The sequence below is a fragment of the Citrobacter sp. RHBSTW-00524 genome, assembly GCF_013747755.1.
In the GTDB taxonomy this organism is placed as follows: domain Bacteria; phylum Pseudomonadota; class Gammaproteobacteria; order Enterobacterales; family Enterobacteriaceae; genus Citrobacter; species Citrobacter braakii.
The window spans coordinates 4,503,212-4,528,122 of the sequence record NZ_CP056421.1 but is presented as its reverse complement, the minus strand read 5'-3'; the positions used below and the strand labels follow the sequence as shown (position 1 = coordinate 4,528,122).

Genomic DNA, 24,911 nt, shown 5'->3' with positions numbered 1-24,911 from the left:
ATTGCTGACACCATAAAGTTTTCTCTTTCCAGGCCGAAAACCAGAGTATCTGTCTAGCGGAAAGAGAAAACATGTTAAAACGAATGAAGATTGTTACCAGCTTACTGCTGGTATTGGCGCTATTTGGCCTTTTACAGCTCGCCTCCGGCGGCTTGTTTTTTAACTCACTTAAGAATGACAAAGAGAACTTTACCGTTCTGCAAACCATTCGCCAGCAGCAGTCTGCGCTGAACGCCACCTGGGTTGAGCTGCTGCAAACGCGTAATACCCTGAACCGGGCGGGTATTCGCTACATGATGGATCAGAGCAATATCGGCAGCGGTGCGACCGTTGCTGAGCTGATGCAGGTAGCCAGCACGGCGCTGAAACTGACGGAAAAAAACTGGGCGATTTACGAGTCGCTCCCGCGCGATCCGCGTCAAAGTGAAGCCGCGTTCCAGGAGATCAACCGCACCTATGACATCTATCACGGCGCGCTGGCGGAGCTGATCCAGTTACTGGGTGACGGGAAGATCAATGCGTTCTTTGATCAACCCACGCAGAGCTATCAGGATGGTTTTGAGAAGACATACATCAACTACATGCAGCAGAACGATCACCTGTATGACATTGCGGTTGCAGATAACAACAGCTCTTACAGCCAGGCGATGTGGGTACTGGTCTGCGTGCTGATTACCGTACTGGCGGCAATTATTGCGGTCTGGTTCGGCATTAAACTGACTCTTATCTCCCCAATGAACCGTCTGATCGACAGCATTCGTCATATCGCCAGCGGCGACCTGGTGAAGCGTATTGAGGTGGAAGGTTCCAACGAGATTGGCCAACTGGCGGAAAGCCTGCGTCATATGCAGGGTGAGCTGATGAACACCGTGGGTGATGTGCGTAACGGTGCCAACGCGATTTACAGCGGGGCCAGCGAGATTGCGATGGGCAACAACGATCTCTCCTCGCGTACCGAGCAGCAGGCTGCATCTCTGGAAGAAACCGCAGCCAGCATGGAACAGCTGACGGCGACCGTGAAGCAGAACGCCGAAAACGCGCGTCAGGCTAGCCATCTGGCCCTGAGCGCTTCTGAAACCGCGCAGAAAGGCGGCAAAGTGGTGGATAACGTGGTGCAAACCATGCGCGACATCGCTTCCAGTTCGCAGAAAATCGCCGACATTATCAGCGTCATCGACGGCATTGCCTTCCAGACCAATATTCTGGCGCTCAACGCCGCGGTAGAAGCCGCGCGTGCGGGCGAGCAGGGCCGTGGTTTTGCTGTGGTTGCGGGTGAAGTTCGTAACCTGGCCCAGCGTAGTGCGCAGGCCGCGCGCGAGATCAAGAGCCTGATTGAAGACTCGGTCAGCCGTGTGGATGTGGGTTCAACGCTGGTAGAAAGCGCTGGTGAAACCATGGATGAGATCGTCAATGCGGTAACCCGCGTGACCGATATCATGGGTGAAATTGCCTCTGCTTCTGATGAACAGAGCCGCGGTATCGACCAGGTCGGTCTGGCCGTTGCAGAGATGGATCGTGTGACGCAGCAGAACGCCTCGCTGGTGGAAGAATCCGCCGCCGCCGCTGCGGCGCTGGAAGAGCAGGCCAGCCGCCTGACCCAGGCCGTTGCCGTGTTCCGTATTCAGCATGACCAACAGCGCGCGCGTGACGTTGCTGCCGCTAAACCGGTTTCAACGGTCCAGCCGCGAAAAGCTGCGGTAACGGATGCCGGGGATAACTGGGAAACGTTCTAAGTTGGTAATGCCCGATAAGGCGTAGTCGCCCGCGGGCAATTAACGCAGCATCAGGCGCATGGCGCAGCGTAGTTCGTACGTCTGCCCGTGCGCCGCTTCGTCTTCTCTTTTCTGGCGCAGCAGTGCAGGAAGCGTCTCGTCAGCCAGCATTTCAAACCCCAATCGTGCGTACAATGGCGCATTCCACGGCACATCACGGAAGGTGGTCAGCGTGAGCGATGTATAACCTTTCTCGCGCGCCTGTTCGGCAACATAGCCAATCAATCTGCGACCAATACCTTTTCCCTGCCACTCCAGATGCAGTGAAAGTTCAGCAATAAACAGCGATGACCCCAGTGTTTCGGCAACTAAAAAACCGACCGGATGCTCGTCGACCTGCGCCAGCCAGCTCATGCCAGCAGCGGCAAATGCCCGATGCTGGTCAACCGATATAATCTGGTCGTCAGCAATCCACGCCAGTTCGGGGATGAGTAAAAAACGTTGCCCCGCAGATCGTTCGATGGCGGGAAGAGCGGCAGTTTCTGCCAGAGTGGTGGAGCGTAAGGTGATGTTCATTTGTCGAGCATAACATGCCCGATAAGCGCGGTGTTATCGGGCATCATGAGGATTAATCTTTACGCGGATCGCTGATGGGTTGGCGCACCAGGAAGATGTAGGCGAGGGCTCCCACCATGGTGACGCAGCCACAAATGATCAGCGCCAGACGGAAAGAGTTGGTGGTATCAACAATAAATCCGGTGACGATTGGTGCAAACGACGCGCAGATAAAGCTGGCAAAGTTCTGGATACTGCCCACGGAGGCGGTCATGCGTGAGGCGACGGCTACGTGGATCAGGCCCCAGCACGAGGTGCCGGCGAAGTGGATACAGAACAGCGCCATACCGATCAGTAAGACGGCGGCCATCGACGTTGTGGCCTGCGGCACGATGAAAGTGAAGGCCGCAGAACAGAACATCCCGGCGATAATACAAATCTTACGGCTCTTAATCGGTGCCATACCGCCTTTCACCAGCCAGTCGGTGACAAAACCGTTAATTAACATGCCGGCTGCGCCAAACAGGAATGGGATCGCCGCCATTAATCCGGTGCTTTTTAAATCCAGGTTGTAGGAGGTTTGCAGGTAGCCTGGCAGCCACGCCAGATATAACCACGCGGTGTAGTTGATGCCGCTAAAGCCCAGCATCATGCCCCACATAGTGCGGTTGCGGAACAGGCTGCGCCATTCGGCAAAGCTCAGCGGATCGCGGCGGGCATTGACGCTACCGGCGTTCAGATACGCTTGTTCAGTAGCGCTCAGCGCAATCTGCTCGCGGTTGCGATATAACATGTACCAGCCGATGGCGAGGAAAATACCCAGCAGGCCGATGGTAATAAACATCCAACGCCAGCCCATCACCAGCATCATGGCAGCCAGAATCGGCGGGCTAATGGCAACACCGATGGTGGAAGCGGCGTTGAATAACCCCATTGGGCGACCGCGCTCTTTGATGTTAAACCAGTCGTTGATGACCTTTACGCCGCACGGGTTCATGGGCGCTTCGCCGATCCCCATCCCGATACGCACGAGAACAAACTGAGTGAAGCTGTGAACCATGCCAGACATCGCCTGAAACAGCGACCAGAAGAACATCCCCAGCCCCAGCATAATGCGCGGACCTTTGCGATCCAGCAGCGGGCCGCAGGGCAGCTGTGCAATACCGTAAGCGAGAGAAAACACTGACAGCAGTACGCCGATTTGCGTGGCGCTCAGCCCCAGTTCTTCACGAATCGTTAAGTTGGCGACCGACAGTGAACTGCGGTCGAGATAATTAATCACCGCAGCAAAAAATAATAAAATCATTGCTGTGGTCTGAATACGTTTTATTCGGCTACTGCGTTGCACCATGCCCTCAGGCGGAACGTTAATATCCGCAGATGACGACGTGCCAAACGAAGAACTCGGGTCGAGGGTAATATTATTTTTTTCCACGCCGGACTCCTGAACCTCAATAATTTATTTTCACACAGCCGGGCTGTGCAGTATTGAAAAATACCAGTGATGAATCAATTTGCTCATCACCGCTCACAAAAGTTTTTAATGCAGTCGACTTAGCGTGAGCATAGGCAAGCGGTATTTTTCCGGCGTTTTTATTTTTATAAAATCGTGCTCCCGGTAATGGTTTGCTGTTTTTTATCGGTACTTAATGAGCGGCGCTATGGCTTTGGTTGATGGAGCGAATCATCGATTGTTTGGCTGAATTCAAATGGTTACAGAGCGCCAGGGTGGCATCCAGGTCGCTGCGGCAAATCAGTGCGCTGAGGATGGTCATATGCTCATCAATGGCAATGATATTGCGCTGCTTGAGGTCGCTTTCATCCCACTGATAATGAAAGTGGAAAATCACGGAGATGATTTCAAGTGATTGATTAAAAAATATATTATCTGCTGCGGAGAGGAGTAAAGCATGAAACTCACGGTCTAACTGCGAGAACATACGAAAGCTGCTGCCGATGCTGTCGCGCAGGACCCGGTGGCGCTCAAGCAGTGTTTTAGCCTGCAGCCAGCGCGGGTCATCGTCGGGCAGATTGAGAAAATGCTGCAGGGAATGGGTTTCCAGCATCTCTCTGAGTTCAAACAGCTGTTCCGCATAGGCCTGATCGAACTGCTTCATGCTCCAATGGCCGCGTTTTTCGTTTTTGATCAGATTGTAACGTTCGAATTTTAAAAGATATTCTCTCACCACCACCGGGCTGACCCCTGCAGCTCTGGCAAGCTGTAGTTCGGAGAAACTCTCGCCTGCGCGTAGCTGACGCTGGTTGATCATGGTGAAAAAAGCCTGCTCAAAAATCCGGTTTTGCTCAGTCATGGAGGCGGTGGTACAGGCAAAACCGTCGTCATGGTCGGGTTTACGTACGATGACATAGTGGCTGCCGACCTGGGTCAGCACGCCGCACTCGCCTAAGTGGCTCAGCATATGGCGCACGGTGGTGCGGCTGATGTTGTACATCTCCGCCAGCGCGCTTTGCGACGGGAGGGGGGAAGGGATATGACCACGCGCCATATCATCGATTATCTGGTTAATCACATTGTGGCGTAAGTTCTGTGAACGGCTCATGGCTTCTCCTTTTTGCGTATTAAAACCCGATTTAAAACATTTTTATGCGCTGGGATTCACAGATTGTGTTTCTGCTTTCTCCGGCTTTTTTATTTTCGTTGATATCTGAGGCAACAAAAAAACAGGAGAGCAGAATCATGTCTACGATGAATACGTTGATTTGCCAGGAACCTAAAAAATTAGTCTGGAAAGAGCGTGAAATACCTATTCCGGGTGAGGGTGAAGCATTAATAAAAATTAAATCAGTCGGGATTTGCGGTACCGATATTCATGCCTGGGGCGGCAATCAGCCATTTTTCAGCTATCCACGTGTGCTGGGTCATGAAATATGTGGGGAAATTGTTGGGCTGGGCAAAAATATACAGAATTTGAAAAATGGTCAGCAGGTGGCGGTTATTCCTTACGTGGCCTGCCAGCAGTGTCCTGCCTGTCTGAGCGGGCGCACTAACTGCTGCGAGAAGATTTCGGTGATTGGCGTGCATCAGGATGGCGGCTTCAGCGAATACCTGTCCGTACCGGTCACCAACCTGTTGGATGCGCAGGGCATTGATCCGCAGGCGGCGGCGCTGATTGAGCCTTATGCCATTAGCGCGCATGCGGTACGCCGGGCGGCAGTGGCTCCGGGTGAGCAGGTGCTGGTGGTCGGTGCCGGTCCGATTGGTCTGGGCGCGGCGGCGATTGCCAAAGCCGATGGCGCACAGGTGGTGGTCGCCGATACCAGTCCGGCTCGCCGGGAGCATGTGGTTTCCCGGTTGGGGCTCCCGGTTATCGATCCGTCTGCTGAAGATTTTGATGCGCAGTTGCGTAACCAGTTTGGTGGTTCGCTGGCGCAAAAGGTCATTGATGCCACGGGCAATCAGCATGCGATGAACAACACGGTGAATTTGATTCGCCATGGCGGCAGCATTGTTTTCGTTGGGCTATTCAAAGGCGATTTGCAGTTCTCCGATCCGGAGTTCCACAAGAAAGAGACCACCATGATGGGCAGTCGCAACGCCACACCGGAAGATTTCGCCAAAGTGGGCCGCCTGATGTCGGAAGGCAAACTGACCGCCGACATGATGCTCACGCACCGTTACGCATTTGCCACACTGGCGGAAATCTACGAACGGGATGTGATTAACAACCGTGAACTGATTAAAGGCGTGATCACGTTCTGAGAGGATAAATGCGATGAAGACATTGAATCGACGTGATTTTCCGGGGGCAAGCTACCCAACGCGCGTGATCCAGTTTGGTGAAGGGAATTTCCTGCGAGCGTTTATCGACTGGCAACTGGATATCCTCAACGAGCAAACCTTTCTGAACGCTGGCGTGACCATCGTTCGCCCGATCAATAGTGATTTTCCACCGTCGCTGAATACCCAGGACGGGCTGTATACCACGCTTATTCGCGGTCTAAACTCGCAGGGCGAAGCGGTGAGCGAGGCGCGGCTTATCCGTTCGGTGAATAACGAAATCAATCCGTATCAGGACTTCGCGGCGTATCTGGCGCTGGCCCACAATGCGGATATTCGCTTTGTGTTTTCAAATACCACCGAAGCCGGAATTAGCTATCACGCGGCAGACCGGGTCGATGATGCGCCGCCGGTAAGCTTTCCGGCTAAACTGACACGTCTGCTGCTGGAGCGTTTTAATCATTTTGAGGGCGCAGTGGATAAGGGGTGGGTCATTATCCCGTGCGAGCTTATCGACTATAACGGCGAGGCGCTCAAAACGCTGGTACTGCAGTATGCGCAGGAGTGGCAGCTTCCCCCGGCGTTTGCCGACTGGGTGGCGACGGCAAACACCTTCTGTTCCACGCTGGTCGACCGCATTGTCACCGGCTACCCGCGAGAAGAAGCCGCCGCGCTGGAAGCTACGCTTGGCTATCACGATGCGTTTCTCGATACCGCGGAGCATTTTTACCTGTTTGTGATTCAGGGGCCGCAGTGGCTGGCCGAGGAGCTGAATCTGGCGCAGTGCCCGCTGAACATTCGGGTAGTGAGCGATATTAAACCGTACAAAGAGCGTAAGGTCGCCATTCTCAATGGCGCGCATACGGCGTTGGTGCCGGTGGCCTGGTTGTGTGGGCTGGAGACCGTCGGTGAAGCGATGCAGGATGCCGATGTCCGTCACTTTGTCGAGCGGGCGATTAGCGAGGAAATTATACCGGTATTGGATCTCCCGGCGGATGAACTGCGTGAATTTGCCGACGCGGTGAGCGGGCGTTTTCAAAACCCCTACATCCGTCACCAGTTGCTTTCCATTGCGCTTAACGGGATGACCAAATTCCGTACCCGCATTTTGCCGCAACTGCTGGCGGGCCAGCAAAATGGGCGCTGGCCCGTGCGGTTAACGTTCGCCCTCGCGGCGCTGATGGCGTTTTATCGCGCAGAGCGGGAGGGAGAACGCTATCCGATACAGGATGATGAGCAGTGGGTTAGCCTGTATGCCAGTCTGTGGCCGCGAGTTGGCAAAGATTTAACGCTGCGTGAACTGGTGGATACTGTGCTCGGCGATGCGGCGCACTGGGGGGAAGATTTGACGTTACTGCCCGGGTTTGCCGGGCAGGTGACGGCAAACCTGGAAATGATTCTGGTGCAAGGGATGCGCCAGGCAGTGAAAAGTCTGGAATAAGGTTGCCATGCAGCGCCCGGTGTGGTGTTGGGCGCTGTTTTTTTTCAGACAATAAATGCGGCTGGCTGTAAGGCTGATAAGCGAAGCGCCATCAGCCATTTCATGTTACGAGCCCTGAGCGACCACTTTGATTTCAACCATCCCGATCCCCAGCTTACGCGGCGAGTGGCCGAGAATATTGCCCTCGTTGGTGGCGACCGGATCGGGCGGGACAATCACCAGCGTATCGGCATCCGCCGGGTTATCAAAATGCAAGGTAGTGGTAGTGACATCATGGCCTAACACCAGCATCTGTTCCTCGTGGCCAACGCGCACGGGAATAGGACGATTGGCGTTGTCGCCGAAGGCTTTCGCGGTGATGACCAGATCGAATTTCTTCGGCAGCGGGGCCTTGTACTCGATGGTCACCTCTTTGCTGAGCTGCGCATTGGACCAGCGCCCCCAGGATTCGGGGCGTGATATGCCGCTAAACTGTTTAACCTCTTCCGGCGCGCCCGCCACGTTGAAGACGAAGCTGTCGGCTTTGTAGCGAATGTCGTTATCGACAATTTTCAGCGTATCGACGTTACCTTTGTAGCGCTCCATGTCGATCACCGTGTCTTTAAACACGGTTTTACTTTTCCATTTGGCTTTGTCGACGTGCTGCACGATTTGCTGTCCGCCTAACTGGCCTTGCGATACGCACCAGTCGGTGGAGAGCGCCAGCTCCGGGGCCCATAGCTGCGCCATTTTGTAGCAGCGATCAACCCAGACAAAGTTATCTCGCGGCGCGAAATCTGCCAGTTGGAAGCGCAGCGGGGCCGAGTATTCGCTTTCCGGCAGCGGCTCGACGCGTTTGTCCGATACGCGCAGCAACAACGGCAGGCGGAAATGGCTGCCGGAGAAAGAGATCATGTTTTTGTCCTGGTCGACGGTGAACTCTTTCATCTCTTTCGGAAAATTCCACAGGCGAATGATATCGGGCTTCCACGCCAGCATTTTTTCTTTGATGTTCAGGAACACTTCAGACACGGATTCGCTCGACAAACTGCTGCGGCCAAGACCGATAAAGTTATCGCCACCGAGAATATCCAGTACCGTTGCCCCGTTATCCATCGTGTTACGCTTCACCGCCAGCGTGTCCTGCTGTGGCTGGTCGCCGCGCAGCACGAAGAACAGGTTGTTGCGATCCTGCTTGTTCAGATACTTCCATGCGGTGTTGTTCATCGCCAGATGATCGGAAGAAACCACGATGACGGTATCTTTGAACCACGGTGAGGCTTTGATCTTATTGATAAATTCGGCAATGTTTTCCTGGCTGCAGCTGACCGCGCTGAAGGATTGGTTGGCCTTCCCGTCGATGTCATAACGTTTACGGTTGCAGCTACGTGAGATAAATCCATCTGGATGATGGGTATCCACAGTCAGCGTAAACAGTGAAAAGCGCTGGCCCGAACGTGAAAGCTCTTCGAATTTTTTCCACGCTTCATCCAGCACGGTATCGTCGTAGAAGCCCCAGTCGTTGCGATAGGCCGGGTCCGCAACCACGCTTTTTAACTCTTCCGCACCGTACAGATGATCAAAACCGTGAGATTTCAGGAACACGTCTTTGCCGGCAAAGCGCAGGTTGGCTCCCTGCACAAAGTAGTTTTGATAGCCGGAGTTTTTCAGGATATCGCCCAGACAGATATTGTTGGGGAAGAAGCTGGAGACCGACGCCGAGGCGTTGCCTTCAAACGGCGCAAACAGCGGAATACCACACTGTGAGGCGACCATGCCAGCGATGGTGTAATCGGTACCCGGCAGTTGCATGGTATTGCTGAAATCCAGACCTTCGTTTTTCAACGCACCGAGTTCCGGGGTCAGATCCGGGAACGCGTCGTTGTTAAAATAGGTGCGCTCGAGGCTTTCACCATAGATATAAACCAGGTTCAGCTTCGGGTTGGGAATCGTTTTTGACGGCTCTTTATAATAGGTTGGGAAATCCGGATCGCCATCGCGCGACTGCGACTTTACCAGTTCGGTTATCTGGTGAAACGCCGGGCTGGCGTCTACGGAGGCCAGCGCCAGCAGCAGGGCCAGCAGACTGTAACCCACATGATGCGGATGATGGCGACGGCGGCGCAGAATCCAGCCGAGAGCGACAAAAACGGTCGTCAGCGCCAGCGCAATCCCGACGCCAGGTAAGATATATTTTCCAATTCCCGCGCCGGTCAGGCTGTTGGTCAGCGTGTACAGAACTGCGTCATTGATACCGTCGCCGGTGAAATAGTCACTGGCATACAGCGTGATATTCAAGACAATAAAAATCCCCAGCACCGTTAACGTGGCAGCAAACCACCAGGTGTTGCGACCCGCTTTCCAGGCGTAAATCAGCACTGAAGCGAGAAACAGAGTAATGGAGATGAGTTCTGACAACGATCGATCCTCAGTAAACCGGGCAAACGCCAGGCAGGCTAATGATTTTGGGAAAGCACAATGTAATAGCGATGTTGCATTGCTGCAATTGTAGTGACATTAAATTACGTTGTTATTCAGAATTGGTTTAGATATGCGTGTTTTTAGCGGGGGATTTACTGATTATTTGACGTGTGAATTTTATGGGGAGCAGGTTGATGCCGCGCAGGGTATACGCGGCATGTCGTGCGTCAGGAAATGAAGTTCATACCCTGTTTTAACACGAGATCGCAGGCCTTGGTTTTTACCTGCTTCGCCAGCGAGCTGTTGCCAATTGTGTTCAGGTCCAGTTGTTGACCATCTTTGGCGTTGAGCAGCCCCTGAATGCCGTCCATATAGTTGGTGTCTTGTTTCTGCTCCGGAGCACTGAGGCCTAGTTTATCCAGCACCTGGTTTTTGACGTTCTGCGTGTCGGTGACCGAGGCCAGTTTCTGTTTCGCGCAATATTCCAGGATCCCGGCGGCGTTATTCATGCTGCTGGAGGTCAGCGACTGATTGCTGCCATTCAGTAGACTGGTCAGGGAAGAGAGCGACGAGCCGCCCTGCGAGCCGGAGCTTTGTTTGCTCAGTTCGCTGGCCGCGCTGGAGAGCGAATCCTGCCAGGAGGCGGCGAAAACGCTGGTCGAGATGAGCGTGCTGGCGGCAAGCGCACAGCACAGCAGACGTTTGGTTGTTTTCATCATTATATGCAACTCGTGTTATGCCTTTTCAGCGCAGTATAGCGCCGGCAGTCTTAGGAGTGGTCCTAATACGTTAATACTCTTTACCGGTTACCCGACTACGGTAGCTTTCCCAGTTAAAAATCACCCACAGGCTGTTGCCAAGGCGCATACGGTCCATTACCCGCTCGCCCAGCAGTTTGTTCATTTCATCCATATTGCTGTTGGTCAACATACCGGTCGGGCGTTTTGAAGACGAGCGGCGATCGACGATCTGGTTGATGATCACTTTTTCATAGCGGGATTCGGTCTGCACGCCGATTTCGTCGATCACCAGCAAATCGACATTGCTGAGATCGTTGAGTAGCTGTTCTTCGCTGGTTTCACGGTTGCTGAAGGTATCTTTCATGGCTGACATAATGTCCGCAACGGTGATAATCAGCACCGACTTGCCGCGCAGCAGCAGTTCGTTGCAGATAGCGGCGGCCAGATGGTTTTTGCCGGTGCCGGGCTTGCCAGAGAAAATAAAGCTGGCGATGTTGCCGTCAAACTCTTCAACGTACTGGCGAGCTTTGCTCAGGGCGTTCATCTGACCTTCGCATTCCACCCGATAGTTATCGAACGAACAGTTCTGATGCAGTGGACGAATACCGGAACGGTTGAATGTGCGCTGCATTTTCATGGCCCGGTTTTCACGGGCCAGCGCTGCGGCGCGAATTTCACCTTGCTCTTTTTGCCATGCCAGCAGCTCCTCGCCCGTTTTAAAGGCTGGCTCGACATTAGCCGGCATCATTTTTTGCAGACGTTTCATCAGGTCGCCAACGTTTTTCATCGTTATCCTCTAAAACCCGGTGGAATATGGTTGTCAGGCTCGCTGACACTGTTCACATCGCGCTTCGGCATTCCGCCATTGCTGGCCCGGCCAATCTGGATGCTGCGTGCCAGTTTTTGCTGCCACTGAATATGGTGAAAGACTTTGCCTTCGGCCTGCCAGTAGGCGACAAATGAGGCCAGTTCCTCGGCGGTGACCGGTTCTCTTAACGCCACGCCCCACAGGGCGGCCTGGCGCTGAAAGTCGGCATCGGGCTGCCAGTCAGCGTACATCGCAAATTTCCCCATTGGCACGACAACAGGAGCGGTTTGCGGCTCTTCATAAAATTGTGCATCCAGCGTCACATCGCTTCCCGGGCGTGACAGCTTCTCTTCAAGCGCCAACAACTCGGCCAGTCGTGCAGGCGTCACCGCGTAAAATGCTGGCGCGTTATTGGCGAATACGGCTACGGCACCGCCCGCAGACCTGGCCAGCACCGTATGGTGATCGTGTAGTAAGGCGTCAATGCTAGTGACGTCCGGCGTCAAAATTTTGCTGGGCATAATGTTTCTCAATACTGAACAACAACCGAGAAGGGGACTGCTTTTATAGTAACACAGAGAAGAAGGAGAGCAGCAGATGAGGGGATGATTCCCCTCATCTGCGAGGGCTAACAAAGCGTGCCGCTAAACGCGCGGGCGTTTGCGATACAGCCATAATCCCGGTACGGATAGCCCGATAGAGAGCGCTCCGACAATCGATGAGGCTTTCAGAAAATTGGTCAACAGCGTGATCATCAGCGCTTCGCTGTAACCAAAATGGCCGATTTTTACCGCCGAGATCATGGCGGTATAGGCAGAGATCCCAGGGAACATGGGGATTACTGCCGCAACGGTGAAGACTTTCGGATGCGCCAGATACCAGCGTGACCACTGGATCCCAATGCAGCCCACCAGTAGCGACGCCATAAAGGTTGACCATTCGATATTAAATCCTGCGCTCATCATCACCATTCGTGAACCGTGGCCGAGTGCGCCGAGTAACGCGCACCAGGGGAGCGCCCGATGTGGTACGTTAAATACCATGGCAAAGCCAAGCGCCGGAATCGCCGACAGGATCATGTCCTGCATTAGCGCCAAAATGAAATCAATCACGCCCATCCGCGCAGCCCCCATAAGGTCATCGACATGACTACGCCAATGCAGGTCGCCAGCGTCAGCAGACTGGCAATAGCCCAGCGAGCGAGCCCTGTATTAATGTGTCCCTTAAACATATCCGCGACGGAGTTGATCAACGGAAAACCCGGAACCAGCAGCAGCACGCTGGCGGCCATGGCGATGGTTGGAGTGTGGTTAAACGTCGGCAACGTTAGCAGCAGACCAGAAATCGAGGTTGCCACAAACGCAGTAATGCAGAAGTTGATTTGCGGGTGCAAATGCCGGGACGCCAGAATCTGGCGAATATACATTGCCACCATACTGGCGAAAAAGGTGATCACCGCGCCATCCCATCCGCCATTATTGAGTTTACAAAAGCAGGCGCAGGACAAGCCGACCATAAAGGCGACCAACCATCTTGGATAGCGCAGCGGTTTAATCTGGCTAAAGCGTTTCTCAACGCCTTTAACATCCAGCAGTTTGTGTTCCGCCAGAATAACGATGTGCTGCACCTCCGTCACGACGTGCATGTTAATTCCGCGATCCTGATTTTTTCGCGTTGAAGTCAGGCACTGCCCGTCTTTAATGGTGGTCAGGACGATGGCGTTAGAGGAGATAGCGCTTTCTACGCTATCCATGCCAAGCGCTAGCCCGAGGCGGGTGGATAGCTCGTCAACCAGCGCACTTTCTGCCCCATGCTGAAGTAAAAAAAGACCGCATTGAATACATAACCGTGTAACCGTTCGCTGTGACGACTGCTCTGTTTGCATGACTCGCTCTGACTGAAAAGGATCTCTTTGCGTGGCGGATGTCTTCTTTTTATCATGAAGCATGATCCTGTTGGCTCTGGCTAAGATCAATCTTTGCGTCGAAAAAAGATGCAGATCGTACGTTTGATGCGTTTGCACATCTCACTTGCTTATCAATAAAGACGGCGCTTATGAAAATGTAATGTTATTTATCAGGATGGAAAATACGTAAGCAACGCTAACGATCTATTGTAGTTCTTTTAATTGTACAAAGAGTGTATTCATGAGTAATTATTGGCATGATGGTTCAATAGTTTGATGCTACTGGGATTGTAGCGGTATAACTTTGTTTATAAATAAAAGCCAAGGATAAACAATTCACCTCGTCTATTGTTTAGGGTTTCCTGTTAATTAATACTTTTAATTTATCAGGGGATTTTTAATAAGTGCGAATACGGACTGGTGAGTGTGGAGGAGATATGTTGCCAGGACGCTGCAAAAACGCAATTATTATTAGTAAATTACCGATCGTACAAACCGGACTTAAAGGTGTAATGCAGGGGCAGTTCGCTGATTATGAACTTACCTACTGCCGCTCCGTCGAAGAATTGACGTTGCTGCAGCTGCGTTGTGCCGATTTGGTGATTGCTGACTTATCCGGAGACTGTAATCATCCACGTTCAGTCTGCGAACAATATTATTCTTTATTATCTCAATACCGCGATATTCACTGGGTATTTCTCGTTTCTCGTGTTTTTTATCCGCTGGCCATTGAATTGCTGATGTGCCCTGTCAGTTCGCTGTTATCTGATGCCGAGACGATTGAAAGTTTGGTGAATGTTATTCACGCAGGAAATAGCCGTGCCGAGAGAATTAGCAAGTCTCTGCTCTCTCCGCCCCTGATGCCAGAATTAGCAGACCATAGCGCCCGCTCAATTGTACTTACCCTCTCGGAGAGGAAAGTGCTGAGACTCCTGGGAAAAGGTTGGGGAATTAATCAGATTGCGACATTGCTGAAGAAAAGCAATAAAACAATCAGCGCCCAAAAGAACAGTGCTATGCGCCGCTTGTCGATACATAGCAATGCAGAAATGTACGCCTGGATAAACAGTTCTCAAGGATCGCGAGAATTGAATTTACCTTCAGTTTATGGAGAAACCACGGAATGGAAAGCCGAAGCATCAAAAGAAACGTTGCGCTGGTAGAGAAGTGCGCGATGAGTAGCGTCGGTATTAAGAGCCTGTTTAATACCATGCCGGATAACCAATACGAACTTCATATCTTTTCGAGCCAGCCTGCATTTAGTCAGGTTATGTTAAAAACGTCGTTTTCGGCGGTTATTTTCTCCCTCTCTGCAATCAGAACCGATCGCAGGGCCGGGTTAGCTTATCTGACGGAACTGGCTGTAAATTTTCCGCGTATTCGCCGGGTGGTGATTGCTGATGATGAAGCTGAAGCACGATTAATCGGCTCTTTGTCACCTTTGCCGTTAGATGGCGTTGTGAGCAAATCTTCTTCATTAACGGTACTACAGGACGCGTTATTTACAGTATTGAACGGTCCCAACCGGGGAACCGAAGGTTTTAAAAACCATTGGTATATCAATCAAAGCCGTATGCTCAGTCCAACAGAACGAGAAATACTGCGCTTTATGTCGAATGGCTATTCAATGCCGCAGATCGCTGCTCAGTTAGAGCGGAATATTAAAACCATTCGGGCACATAAATTTAATGTGATGTCCAAGCTGGGCGTGAGCTCAGATGCCGGACTGCTGGATGCTGCAGATATCCTGCTGTACCTGCGTGCAGGTGAACCTGCACCTTTTCTACAGGCGGCTTCTTAGCGGGTAATGTTAGATCGTTTCGTGCCGGGTTTCGTTATCGGCACGGAACGTGAATCATCCCTGACACACATCCACCCAGGTGGCGGAAGTCAGCTCAGCCATCCTTTCTGGCGTGATACGAACGGCGCTGTGGATGGCGCCTGCGGCGGGAAGCACTTCAGCGTAATGCTTCAACGAAACGTCGCAGTACACCGAAATCGGCATTTCCAGTCCGAAAGGGCAAACACCGCCAACGGGATGGCCCGTCGCGTTCACTACTTCATCGCTACTCAACATACGGGCTTTGGCACCGAAAGTGCTCTTTAGCTTTTTGTTATCCAGCCGGGCATCACCTTTGGCGACGACCAGAATAATGTCGTTCTTAACCTTCAGCGAAAGCGTTTTCGCGATCTGGCCTGGTTCGACGTTATGGGCTTTCGCTGCCAGATCGACGGTAGCTGTGCTCTGATCTAATTCGATAATCTCAATATCTGGTGCATATTGCGCTAAAAATTGGCGTACTGATTGCAAACTCATTCTTCTCTCCAAATTGCCTACAGGCAGCTCCATCCAGCAGAAAACCGCATAGCGTAATTTGTCATAGGGGCAAGCTCGCTGTAAATATTTTAATGTAACAACATGGCAACATTGGCAGTTTTTCGATCGTCTTCACAATCAAAGAAACCGGTTACAGTAACCGGTTGCAGAATGCTCAAATGGCGATTAATACTGAAGTTGTCACTTCCTCTGTATCACATAATAAGAGCCATCTATGAAACTGAACTCAAAATGCAGTAGCGCTGGCGTTCCTCCCTGCACGGTTGCGAAAAGTAGTAATGGGCTTTACGTGGTGGTGTTGATACCAGCACGGTTGCAGGGTTTTGCACAATGGGAGAACGGCTATGTCTACTAATCATGCTGTATTTAATGTGATTTTCCGCTTCGTTGAAAATTACGTCAGCCCTGTTGCCGGGCGCATCTCTTCACAACGTCATGTGATGGCTATCCGTGATGGGTTTATTTCGGCGATGCCCTTTATGATCGTAGGCTCGTTTCTGCTGGTTTTCGCCTATCCGCCTTTTTCTCCGGATACTACCTGGGGGTTTGCACGTGCGTGGCTGGATATGGCGAAACAGTTTGAAGGCCAAATCCTCACACCGTTTGATATGACGATGGGGATCATGTCAGTCTACATATGTGCGGCTATCGCTTATAACCTGGGCAAGCACTATGTGAAGTCACATCAGCTAGATCCCTTCATGTGTGCGATGCTATCGATCATGGCTTTTTTGCTGATTGCTGCACCGAAAACCAAAGGCACTATGCCGGTTGATAGCCTGGGCGGTACGGGGATTTTCACTGCCATCCTGGTGGCTATTTACTGCGTTGAAATGATGCGCTTCCTGAAGGCGCACAACATCGGCATTCGTTTACCCGATCAGGTGCCGCCGATGATCAAAAACTCCTTCGATCTGCTGATCCCTGTGCTGGTGGTGGTACTGACGCTGTACCCGCTGAGTCTGGTGATTCAGTCGCAGTTTGACATGCTGATCCCGCAGGCCATCATGGCCATCTTTAAACCACTGGTGTCTGCAGCGGATTCTCTGCCAGCGATACTGCTGGCAGTGCTGATCGGCCATCTGCTGTGGTTTGCCGGTATACATGGCGCGGCAATTGTGTCGGGAATGCTGCAAATGTTCTGGCTCACCAATCTCGGGATGAACCAGTCGGCGCTGGCGCAGGGCGCGCCTTTACCGCATATCTTTATGGAAGCGTTCTGGACGTTTTTTATTGTGGTTGGAGGTTCCGGCGCGACGATGGGGCTGGTGATTTGCTATCTGCGTAGCCGTTCGGCCCATCTGCGATCGATCGGGCGTTTGAGCGTTGTCCCGAGCATTTTTAATATTAACGAACCGGTGATTTTCGGTACGCCGATTGTCATGAACCCGGTGTTCTTCATTCCCTTCCTGCTGGCCCCGATGGTGAACGCGGTGCTGGCCTGGGCGGCGATGAAGCTGGACTTAATTGGGCGGGTGATTTCAGTGGTTCCCTGGACGGCCCCGGCACCGGTTGGCGCGGCGTGGGCGTTAGGCTGGGACTATCGTGCGGCCATTCTGGTTGTCCTGCTGGCACTGGTGTCTGCCGTCATCTACTTCCCATTCTTTAAGGTTTACGAAAAGCAGCTATTAGCGCAGGAAAAAGAAGAAGCACAGCGTATAGAAGAAGAAAATCAGCAGGTTGCATAACTGACGGGCGAGGGGCTACGGCTCCTCGCTTACTTCAGCGTGCAGTCACCGCATTGCTGGACATCGGGCAGGCGATAGCGCTGGCAGCAGGTTCTGCGCACTAACAGTCCCTCGCGCGGAACAACGGTACGCCACAGGGGATTATCCTGACCGCAGGAGAGTTGCTTCTCAAAAAAACAGGTCTGGCGCAGTGTGGTCAGCAATTCTTCACCTAATAACGGCTTCATTTCCGTTAAATACCAGTGAATTAAATATCCGGTATTGCTCCAGATAAGCTTCGCATTGATCTCGCCTGTCGCTTCCAGCGCCTGCACAACCGGCGTCAGCGCTGAGAGAATCAGCGTTTCCATGCGTTGCTGAGGAGACTGGGCCGTGACCTGGTGATCCTGATGCACGTCGATCCAGAAGCAGGCAGCACGGCCTGTTTCGTGGAATTCTACGTGCATGTGTTCAGGAGAGACGTCGATGGCCTCTTTTTGCGTCAGCAGGGCCACCATGAGCGGAGGCATCATCAGGCCGATATACCACTGCGCCCAGAGAGAAATCAGCGGCTTATTTTCGCGTGGCAGCGTGGGCTGATTGCGATAAATATGGTCCGAATAGACAGCCAGCAATGAACTTAGCGTCGTTGATTGCGTCCATTCATGTAGCGTCATTGCACCTGGCACGGGTGTTTCGTCAAGACGAATGAAGTCCAGCAGGTGCTCACGGGTGTTGGCTATCGTTGCGCGTACGGCAGCAGCCAGCGAGGGTATCTTTGCAGGCAGAGGGCTACGCCAGATGACATCTTCAACGATCGGTGCGGAACGATAAGCCATGTCGATATAAGGATGTTAATCTTAATGATAATGATTGCTAATCCTATAATTGACATTGAGCGATGGCAAGATCTTTGTCGCCATCCCGAGCGACACCGCACAGATAGCTCAGGCAGAAGGGCAGTTTACCCGCAGGTCATCGCTGACCAGCGTACTGTTGCGCCCAAGGCTCTTGGCCTCATAAAGGGCTTTATCCGCTCGGGCAACAGCGGCATCAATATCCTGCTCGACCAGAGGCGCAATACCAATACTCACGGTTACGTTGGTTGCCACGCTCTCGTTAAACATGTGAGGAATTTTAAGGTCGTACACCTTCTGGCGAATACGTTCGGCGGCAGCCTGGGCCTGCTGGGGATCGACCGCGGTCAGCAAAACCATAAACTCTTCCCCACCAAAGCGCGCCACCACGTCCCGGGAGCGCACGGAGTCACGAATCGCGGCAGAGACGCGGATCAGTGCCTGATCTCCCATCATATGACCGTAGTGATCGTTATAGGCTTTGAAATGGTCGATATCCAGCAGCAAGACGTAGTGCTTCGCGTTGCTCAAGGCCAACAGCGTATCGAGTCGGTGTTGCAGCCCCCGACGATTGTACAAACCGGTTAGCGGGTCGAGCATGCTGAGCCCGTTCAGGGTCTCCCGTTCTTCCAGCAGTTTGTACATTAGCTGCTGGGCGAAGCCATCGTAGCGTTTTTGTATCACATGCTGGATGGCGATCCCGGCCATGGGCAGCGCCATAAAATAGATAATTCGCAAACCATGCTCGCTGCCATTCAGCCATAAACAGACGGCGACGGAAGGCAATGAGTGAAGCGTAAACGCGATGATATTATTGGCAAAAGCGATAGAACCAATAAACAGCACGCTGAGAAGCGCGATTAATAGAAAATAATAATCATTATGACCCAGAGCGTTATATTTCAGGAAAATATGTAATGCCCATAGCAAACCAAAAACGATTGAAATAAAAGGAAGATTAATTCTTTTATCCACATATTTCCTATGCCATGCCAGCAACAATGTACTCATCACGAGAATCAGCAATGCTGGTACTGACAACGCCTTGACGGCAAACAGGGGAAAAAAAAGCGTAAACAGCGCGGAGACTGCGTTGAGTAGCAGAAACAATCGTAAAGAGAGTTGGTATTTTTTGGTGCGCAGAGCTCGCCAGGATTGTACTGTCATAGGTAAATATTGTTAGTTATCTGCAATGTACGAAGTTGTGTTGGTAAATAAAACAAATAACGAACGGGGTATCATTCGCAGAGGTTTTTATTGTTTTTAGTTGAAAAGCTAACCGGCGAGCAATTTATCACCTTAAATTATTCATGTCATCAATCGTTAAGTAAAACTCATATAATTGATAGTGCCTCCCAGCTGACAAATGAGAAAATTTATCATATGATATTGGTTATCATTATCAATGTCATAGGTGGTACCATGTTGCAACGTACGCTGGGCAGTGGATGGGGTGTTCTGCTGCCGGGAATACTGATTGCCGGGATGGCATTTAGCGACCTGTCGGTCTACGTATGGAAGGCGATGATTGTATTAGGATTACTGTTGACTTCACTCATGCTGTACCACAAGCGTTTGCGGCATTTTGTACTGTTGCCTTCATGTGCGGCACTGATCGGCGGCATTGTTCTGGTGATGATGAACGGGAATCAGGGATGAACAAAACAGGGAAGAAAATCGAGAGGGAAATAAGATAATTGGTGCGAGGGGGGGGACTCGAACCCCCACATCCTAAGGACACTAACACCTGAAGCTAGCGCGTCTACCAATTCCGCCACCTTCGCACAGTCATCTTATTTTTTGATATCGCCTCGTTGGTGCGAGGGGGGGGACTCGAACCCCCACATCCTAAGGACACTAACACCTGAAGCTAGCGCGTCTACCAATTCCGCCACCTTCGCCCAGTGCGAGCAATATCAACGTGGATTATGGTGCGAGGGGGGGGACTTGAACCCCCACGTCCGAAAGGACACTAACACCTGAAGCTAGCGCGTCTACCAATTCCGCCACCTTCGCATACCATCGACACTCAAAAAAGTATCGTTACCACGGAGGCGCATTCTAGTGGTTTTCAACTTTTCGTCAATAGTTAATTGCCCAGGACGCGCTTAATTGATGTAAAAATGGGCGCTAAACGCAGGCCGTGTAAACGAAGTGCCACCCCGCATTTAGCAAACCCTGCCGGATGGCGGTGCAGGCACCTTATCCGGCATGGGATGGCCGTTCTACTTCTTCGCCTGACGCGTCATGATGGTGCGATAGACCTTGAAGCGACCGGTCTGCGCGATAACTTCGTGGAAGCCAAACACTTCATCCAGTACCTTCGGATAAGGCAGGAAGGCGTTCGCCACGATACGCAGTTCACCGCCGCTGTTGAGGTGGCGCACTGCACCGCGAATCAGCGTTTGCGCGGCATCGAGGCTGGTCTGCATCCCGTCGTGGAACGGTGGGTTGGAGATGATCATATCAAAGCGACCCGTCACGTCAGAAAAGACGTTACTGGCGATTACGTCTCCTTCAATACCGTTGGCAGCAAGCGTTGCGCGGCTGGCTTCAACGGCGGCGGCACTAACATCGCACAGGGTTAAGCGCACTTTTGGCGAGTGGCTGGCTAAGGCGACGGAGAGTACGCCTGCACCGCAGCCGACATCCAGAACTTTGCCTTTGGTGTGCGGCGTCAGCGTGGAGAGCAGCAGTTGGCTGCCAACATCCAGGCCGTCACGGCTGAATACGCCCGGCAGCGTTTTGATGGTCAGATTTTCGGTCTGGTATTCATCCCAGTATTTTTCTGCATCAAAGACCGGCTGTTTTTCCAGACGACCATGGTACAGGCCACAGCGACGCGCGCTGTCGACTTTGTTCAGCGGCGCGTATTCGGCCAGCATCTGCTCTGCGCTACGAACGCCGCTGCGGTTCTCACCAACAACAAAAATATCGGTGCCCACCGGTAACAGCGACAGAATGTTCATCAACTGGAACTGGGCTTCCGGCTTATTCTTCGGCCAGTAGTAGATCAGCGTATCGCTATCGGCAACGTCATCGGTCTGGGCGACGAGGCTAAAGCGAACGTTGTCGCCCATCTGGCGGTTAAGCACCTGCCAGTGGTGAAGCTGCTGAGTGTGCGCACGGCTGGCGGCGCATTCAAAATGGGCAGGCAGGTCATCCTGCAAATCACCGGCAAACAGAATACGGCTTTGTTCGAAATCATCACTGTGGCGCAGCAAGACTTCACTTGCCGGGGTAAAAGCAGACATGGAGTGCTCCTTAAATTGTACAGCGGGGGATTATAGTTGTTTGATGGCACGGATTCGACAAATTTGCTATATTTGCGCCCCTGATAGACAGGAGTGTTTCGCTATGACATCCCGACGAGACTGGCAGTTACAGCAATTGGGCATTACGCAGTGGTCATTGCGTCGTCCCGGCGCACTGCAGGGCGAGATCGCGATTTCAATTCCTGCGCACGTCCGTTTGGTGATGGTTGCTGCACAATTACCCGCACTAACTGAACCGTTGATGAGCGATATTTTACGCGCATTAACCGTCAGCCCGGATCAGGTTTTACAACTGACGCCTGACCGCGTCGCCATGCTGCCGCAGGGCAGTCGCTGTAATAGCTGGCGGCTGGGAACCGAAGAGCCGCTGCTGCTGGAGGGCGCTCAGGTCGAGAGTCCTGCGTTTAATGAATTACGGGAAAACCCCGCGGCCCGCGCCGCGTTATGGCAACAAATCTGCGCATATGAACACGATTTCTTCCCTCGAACCGACTGATTTACCTGCAGCATTTCAGATTGAAAAACGCGCTCACGCTTTTCCGTGGAGTGAAAAAACATTTGCCAGCAACCAGGGCGATCGCTACCTCAATTTTCAGTTGAGGGTTGACGACGTAATGGCCGCCTTTGCGATTACACAGGTCGTGCTGGATGAAGCTACGCTGTTCAATATTGCCGTCGATCCTGACTTTCAGCGCCGGGGCCTGGGGCGTGAGCTACTGGAATACCTGATCGATGAGCTGGAAAAGCGTGGCATTTTGACACTGTGGCTTGAAGTACGCGCCTCAAATGCTGCCGCTATCGCGCTGTACGAAAGCCTGGGCTTTAACGAGGCGACGATCCGGCGCAATTACTATCCGACGGCCGATGGTCATGAAGACGCCATTATAATGGCATTGCCAATCAGCATGTAAGACAAGGTGTAATGATGAAGAAGTGGGACTGGATTTTCTTTGATGCCGACGAAACGCTGTTTACGTTTGACTCGTTTACCGGCTTACAGCGGATGTTTCTCGACTATAGCATTACCTTTACCGCTGAGGATTTTCAGGACTACCAGGCCGTAAATAAACCGCTGTGGGTGGATTATCAAAACGGTGCGATTACCTCATTACAACTCCAGCACGCTCGTTTTCAGAGCTGGGCTGAACGCCTGAAGGTTGAGCCAGGCCAGCTTAATGACGCCTTTATCAATGCGATGGCGGAGATCTGCTCGCCGTTGCCAGGGGCGGTTTCTCTGCTCAATGCGATTCGTGATAAAACAAAAATCGGTATTATTACTAACGGCTTTACGGCGTTGCAGCAAATCCGCCTTGAGCGGACGGGGCTGCGCGACTATTTTGACCTGCTGGTGATTTCTGAGCAGGTTGGCGTGGCAAAACCCGATCCCCGTATTTTTGACCATGCGCTGGAGCAGGCGGGCAATCCTGAGCGTTCCCGCGTACTGATGGTGGGCGACACCGCAGAGTCCGATATTCTTGGCGGCATTAACGCCGGGCTATCCACCTGCTGGCTAAATACGCACCACCGCGAGCAGCCAGCGGGCATTCAGCCGACCTGGACCGTGGCGTCATTAAGTGAACTGGAGCGGCTCCTGTGTAAACACTGATTGCCTCCCCCCCGTTGATGGGTAAAATAGCCGCAATTTTTCGTATTCAACTTGCACGGCCTGTTGCCGTGCTTACCTAAGAAGATTTGACTATGACGTTGTCTCCTTATTTGCAAGAGGTGGCCAAACGCCGCACTTTTGCCATTATTTCTCACCCGGATGCCGGTAAAACGACAATTACTGAAAAGGTACTGTTATTCGGACAGGCGATTCAGACCGCCGGTACGGTAAAAGGCCGTGGCTCCAGCCAGCATGCGAAATCTGACTGGATGGAAATGGAAAAACAGCGTGGTATCTCCATTACCACCTCTGTGATGCAGTTTCCATATCATGACTGCCTGGTAAACCTGCTGGACACCCCAGGGCACGAAGACTTCTCTGAAGATACATACCGTACTCTGACGGCGGTGGACTGCTGCCTGATGGTCATCGACGCCGCAAAAGGTGTTGAAGACCGGACCCGTAAGCTGATGGAAGTTACCCGTCTGCGTGATACCCCGATCCTGACCTTTATGAACAAACTCGACCGTGACATCCGCGATCCGATGGAGCTGCTGGATGAAGTCGAGAATGAACTGAAAATCGGCTGTGCGCCGATCACCTGGCCGATTGGCTGCGGTAAGTTGTTCAAAGGCGTCTATCACCTATATAAAGACGAAACTTACCTGTACCAGACGGGTAAAGGCCACACCATTCAGGAAGTGCGCATTGTTAAAGGTCTGAACAACCCGGAACTCGATGCCGCCGTGGGGGAAGACCTGGCACAGCAGCTGCGCGACGAGCTGGAGCTGGTGCAGGGCGCGTCTAACGAGTTCGACCATGAGCTGTTCCTCGCGGGCGAAATCACCCCGGTATTCTTCGGTACCGCGCTCGGTAACTTCGGCGTTGATCATATGCTGGATGGCTTAGTGGAGTGGGCGCCTGCGCCGATGCCGCGTAAAACCGACACCCGTGTCGTTGAAGCATCAGAAGAGAAGTTCACCGGCTTTGTGTTTAAAATTCAGGCCAACATGGACCCGAAACACCGTGACCGCGTGGCGTTTATGCGCGTGGTGTCCGGCAAGTACGAGAAAGGTATGAAAATGCGCCAGGTGCGCATTGGTAAAGACGTGGTTATCTCCGATGCGCTGACTTTTATGGCTGGTGACCGTTCTCACGTGGAAGAAGCGTATCCGGGCGATATTCTGGGTCTGCACAACCACGGCACTATCCAGATTGGCGATACCTTTACCCAAGGCGAAATGATGAAGTTCACTGGTATTCCGAACTTCGCGCCGGAGCTGTTCCGTCGTATTCGTCTGAAGGATCCGTTGAAGCAGAAACAGCTGCTGAAAGGGCTGGTTCAGCTGTCCGAAGAGGGCGCAGTGCAGGTTTTCCGTCCGATCGCTAATAACGATCTGATCGTGGGCGCTGTTGGTGTGCTGCAGTTCGACGTGGTGGTTTCACGACTGAAGAGCGAATACAACGTTGAAGCGATTTATGAGTCGGTCAACGTAGCGACAGCACGCTGGGTAGAGTGTTCTGACGTGAAGAAATTCGAAGAATTCAAGCGTAAAAACGAAATTCAGCTGGCGCTGGATGGCGGCGATAACCTCACTTATATCGCGCCGACCATGGTTAACCTGAATCTCACCCAGGAACGTTACCCTGACGTTCAGTTCCGCAAAACGCGCGAACACTAATCGACCTTCAGGGCACGGTATCCGCCGTGCCCTACAACTTTTCCTGTCTTTTAAATCCCTTGCGGAATGTTCTTAAAACCTCTCGTTTTTCTTTTGTTTGCACGTTTTTTAGTCAATCTGGACTGCGATCACGAAATCCTGAACTATATTTAACAATGTGATGACATAAATGTCGGCGTTAAATG

General features: G+C 52.3%; 24 protein-coding genes and 3 tRNA genes. 11 read left to right on the top strand and 16 right to left on the bottom strand.

Annotated elements, in window-relative coordinates; genetic code table 11:
- The first annotated feature begins 71 nt into the window (after positions 1-71).
- On the top strand, positions 72-1,733 hold the full coding sequence (gene tsr, locus HV229_RS21770) for a methyl-accepting chemotaxis protein (protein WP_016151579.1): 1,662 nt from the start codon (positions 72-74) through the stop codon (positions 1,731-1,733).
- A gap of 39 nt (positions 1,734-1,772) precedes the next feature.
- On the opposite strand, the gene HV229_RS21765 is transcribed toward tsr, so the two are convergent.
- From HV229_RS21765 to HV229_RS21755, 3 genes are all read right to left on the bottom strand, one after another.
- Complete coding sequence (locus tag HV229_RS21765) at positions 1,773-2,288, bottom strand: GNAT family N-acetyltransferase (protein WP_047358387.1); 516 nt, start codon at positions 2,286-2,288, stop codon at positions 1,773-1,775.
- 52 nt (positions 2,289-2,340) lie between these two features.
- Positions 2,341-3,702, bottom strand: a complete 1,362-nt coding sequence (locus tag HV229_RS21760) for an MFS transporter (RefSeq protein ID WP_181546373.1) — start codon at positions 3,700-3,702, stop codon at positions 2,341-2,343.
- 211 nt (positions 3,703-3,913) lie between these two features.
- Positions 3,914-4,828 carry a GntR family transcriptional regulator gene (locus HV229_RS21755; protein WP_016151582.1) on the bottom strand — a complete coding sequence of 305 codons (915 nt, stop codon included), beginning with the start codon at positions 4,826-4,828 and terminating at the stop codon, positions 3,914-3,916.
- Positions 4,829-4,965: 137 nt separating this feature from the next.
- Between HV229_RS21755 and HV229_RS21750 the strand changes: the two genes are divergently transcribed.
- A complete protein-coding gene (locus HV229_RS21750) occupies positions 4,966-5,988 on the top strand; it encodes a zinc-binding alcohol dehydrogenase family protein (RefSeq protein ID WP_047358386.1) in 1,023 nt (340 codons plus the stop codon).
- Positions 5,989-6,001: 13 nt separating this feature from the next.
- Positions 6,002-7,447: a tagaturonate reductase gene (locus HV229_RS21745; protein ID WP_181546371.1), complete on the top strand. Its 1,446-nt coding sequence runs from the start codon at positions 6,002-6,004 to the stop codon at positions 7,445-7,447.
- 105 nt (positions 7,448-7,552) lie between these two features.
- Here the strand turns inward: HV229_RS21745 and opgB are convergent, their stop codons facing one another.
- The 6 genes from opgB to HV229_RS21715 form a co-directional block, all read right to left on the bottom strand.
- Positions 7,553-9,844 (bottom strand): phosphatidylglycerol--membrane-oligosaccharide glycerophosphotransferase, encoded by a 2,292-nt coding sequence (opgB, locus tag HV229_RS21740; RefSeq protein WP_137380250.1) that lies wholly within the window; start codon positions 9,842-9,844, stop codon positions 7,553-7,555.
- A gap of 230 nt (positions 9,845-10,074) precedes the next feature.
- Complete coding sequence (locus HV229_RS21735; RefSeq protein WP_016151586.1) at positions 10,075-10,566, bottom strand: DUF2501 domain-containing protein; 492 nt, start codon at positions 10,564-10,566, stop codon at positions 10,075-10,077.
- Between the two features lie 70 nt (positions 10,567-10,636).
- Positions 10,637-11,374: a DNA replication protein DnaC gene (gene dnaC / locus HV229_RS21730; protein ID WP_016155623.1), complete on the bottom strand. Its 738-nt coding sequence runs from the start codon at positions 11,372-11,374 to the stop codon at positions 10,637-10,639.
- Positions 11,375-11,376: 2 nt separating this feature from the next.
- Positions 11,377-11,916 (bottom strand): primosomal protein DnaT, encoded by a 540-nt coding sequence (gene dnaT / locus HV229_RS21725; RefSeq protein ID WP_016151588.1) that lies wholly within the window; start codon positions 11,914-11,916, stop codon positions 11,377-11,379.
- Between the two features lie 123 nt (positions 11,917-12,039).
- Entirely contained in the window at positions 12,040-12,513 is a 474-nt protein-coding gene (locus HV229_RS21720) for a threonine/serine exporter (protein WP_016151589.1), read from the bottom strand.
- Positions 12,504-13,280, bottom strand: a complete 777-nt coding sequence (locus HV229_RS21715; RefSeq protein ID WP_016155624.1) for a threonine/serine exporter ThrE family protein — start codon at positions 13,278-13,280, stop codon at positions 12,504-12,506. The genes HV229_RS21720 and HV229_RS21715 overlap by 10 nt, the downstream gene beginning before the upstream one ends.
- Positions 13,281-13,738: 458 nt before the next feature.
- Between HV229_RS21715 and HV229_RS21710 the strand changes: the two genes are divergently transcribed.
- Both HV229_RS21710 and bglJ read left to right on the top strand, forming a co-directional pair.
- Positions 13,739-14,464, top strand: a complete 726-nt coding sequence (locus tag HV229_RS21710) for a response regulator transcription factor (protein WP_047358383.1) — start codon at positions 13,739-13,741, stop codon at positions 14,462-14,464.
- Positions 14,425-15,102 (top strand): DNA-binding transcriptional activator BglJ, encoded by a 678-nt coding sequence (gene bglJ, locus HV229_RS21705; RefSeq protein WP_181546370.1) that lies wholly within the window; start codon positions 14,425-14,427, stop codon positions 15,100-15,102. The genes HV229_RS21710 and bglJ overlap by 40 nt, the downstream gene beginning before the upstream one ends.
- A 54-nt stretch (positions 15,103-15,156) precedes the next feature.
- Here bglJ and HV229_RS21700 read toward each other — a convergent pair whose 3' ends face one another.
- Positions 15,157-15,618, bottom strand: a complete 462-nt coding sequence (locus tag HV229_RS21700) for a YbaK/EbsC family protein (protein ID WP_181546368.1) — start codon at positions 15,616-15,618, stop codon at positions 15,157-15,159.
- 365 nt (positions 15,619-15,983) lie between these two features.
- Between HV229_RS21700 and HV229_RS21695 the strand changes: the two genes are divergently transcribed.
- On the top strand, positions 15,984-17,327 hold the full coding sequence (locus tag HV229_RS21695) for a PTS sugar transporter subunit IIC (protein ID WP_016151595.1): 1,344 nt from the start codon (positions 15,984-15,986) through the stop codon (positions 17,325-17,327).
- A gap of 29 nt (positions 17,328-17,356) precedes the next feature.
- Here HV229_RS21695 and fhuF read toward each other — a convergent pair whose 3' ends face one another.
- Together fhuF and HV229_RS21685 are read right to left on the bottom strand one after the other, a co-directional pair.
- Positions 17,357-18,145, bottom strand: a complete 789-nt coding sequence (fhuF, locus tag HV229_RS21690) for a siderophore-iron reductase FhuF (protein ID WP_047500102.1) — start codon at positions 18,143-18,145, stop codon at positions 17,357-17,359.
- A 108-nt stretch (positions 18,146-18,253) separates the two neighbouring features.
- A complete protein-coding gene (locus tag HV229_RS21685; protein WP_016151597.1) occupies positions 18,254-19,330 on the bottom strand; it encodes a GGDEF domain-containing protein in 1,077 nt (358 codons plus the stop codon).
- 216 nt (positions 19,331-19,546) lie between these two features.
- On the opposite strand from HV229_RS21685, the gene HV229_RS21680 reads away from it, so the two are divergent.
- A complete protein-coding gene (locus HV229_RS21680) occupies positions 19,547-19,822 on the top strand; it encodes a DUF1435 domain-containing protein (RefSeq protein ID WP_019078313.1) in 276 nt (91 codons plus the stop codon).
- A 39-nt stretch (positions 19,823-19,861) separates the two neighbouring features.
- Here HV229_RS21680 and HV229_RS21675 read toward each other — a convergent pair.
- The 4 genes from HV229_RS21675 to rsmC all read right to left on the bottom strand — a co-directional run bounded on the left by HV229_RS21675 (position 19,862) and on the right by rsmC (position 21,417).
- Positions 19,862-19,947, bottom strand: a tRNA-Leu gene (locus HV229_RS21675).
- 31 nt (positions 19,948-19,978) lie between these two features.
- Positions 19,979-20,064: transfer RNA gene (locus HV229_RS21670), tRNA-Leu, on the bottom strand.
- 28 nt (positions 20,065-20,092) lie between these two features.
- Positions 20,093-20,179, bottom strand: a tRNA-Leu gene (locus HV229_RS21665).
- A gap of 209 nt (positions 20,180-20,388) precedes the next feature.
- Positions 20,389-21,417: a 16S rRNA (guanine(1207)-N(2))-methyltransferase RsmC gene (gene rsmC, locus HV229_RS21660; protein WP_047358379.1), complete on the bottom strand. Its 1,029-nt coding sequence runs from the start codon at positions 21,415-21,417 to the stop codon at positions 20,389-20,391.
- Positions 21,418-21,520: 103 nt separating this feature from the next.
- Between rsmC and holD the strand changes: the two genes are divergently transcribed.
- From holD to prfC, 4 genes are all read left to right on the top strand, one after another.
- The gene (holD, locus tag HV229_RS21655) at positions 21,521-21,934 is read left to right on the top strand and encodes a DNA polymerase III subunit psi (protein ID WP_003837254.1); all 414 of its coding nucleotides are present in this window, start codon (positions 21,521-21,523) and stop codon (positions 21,932-21,934) included.
- Positions 21,903-22,349, top strand: coding sequence for a ribosomal protein S18-alanine N-acetyltransferase (gene rimI, locus HV229_RS21650; protein WP_005123887.1), 447 nt, complete (start codon positions 21,903-21,905; stop codon positions 22,347-22,349). The genes holD and rimI overlap by 32 nt, the downstream gene beginning before the upstream one ends.
- Positions 22,350-22,363: 14 nt before the next feature.
- Entirely contained in the window at positions 22,364-23,044 is a 681-nt protein-coding gene (gene yjjG, locus HV229_RS21645; protein ID WP_016151600.1) for a pyrimidine 5'-nucleotidase, read from the top strand.
- 92 nt (positions 23,045-23,136) lie between these two features.
- Positions 23,137-24,726 (top strand): peptide chain release factor 3, encoded by a 1,590-nt coding sequence (prfC, locus tag HV229_RS21640; protein ID WP_016151601.1) that lies wholly within the window; start codon positions 23,137-23,139, stop codon positions 24,724-24,726.
- Positions 24,727-24,911: the final 185 nt, after the last annotated feature.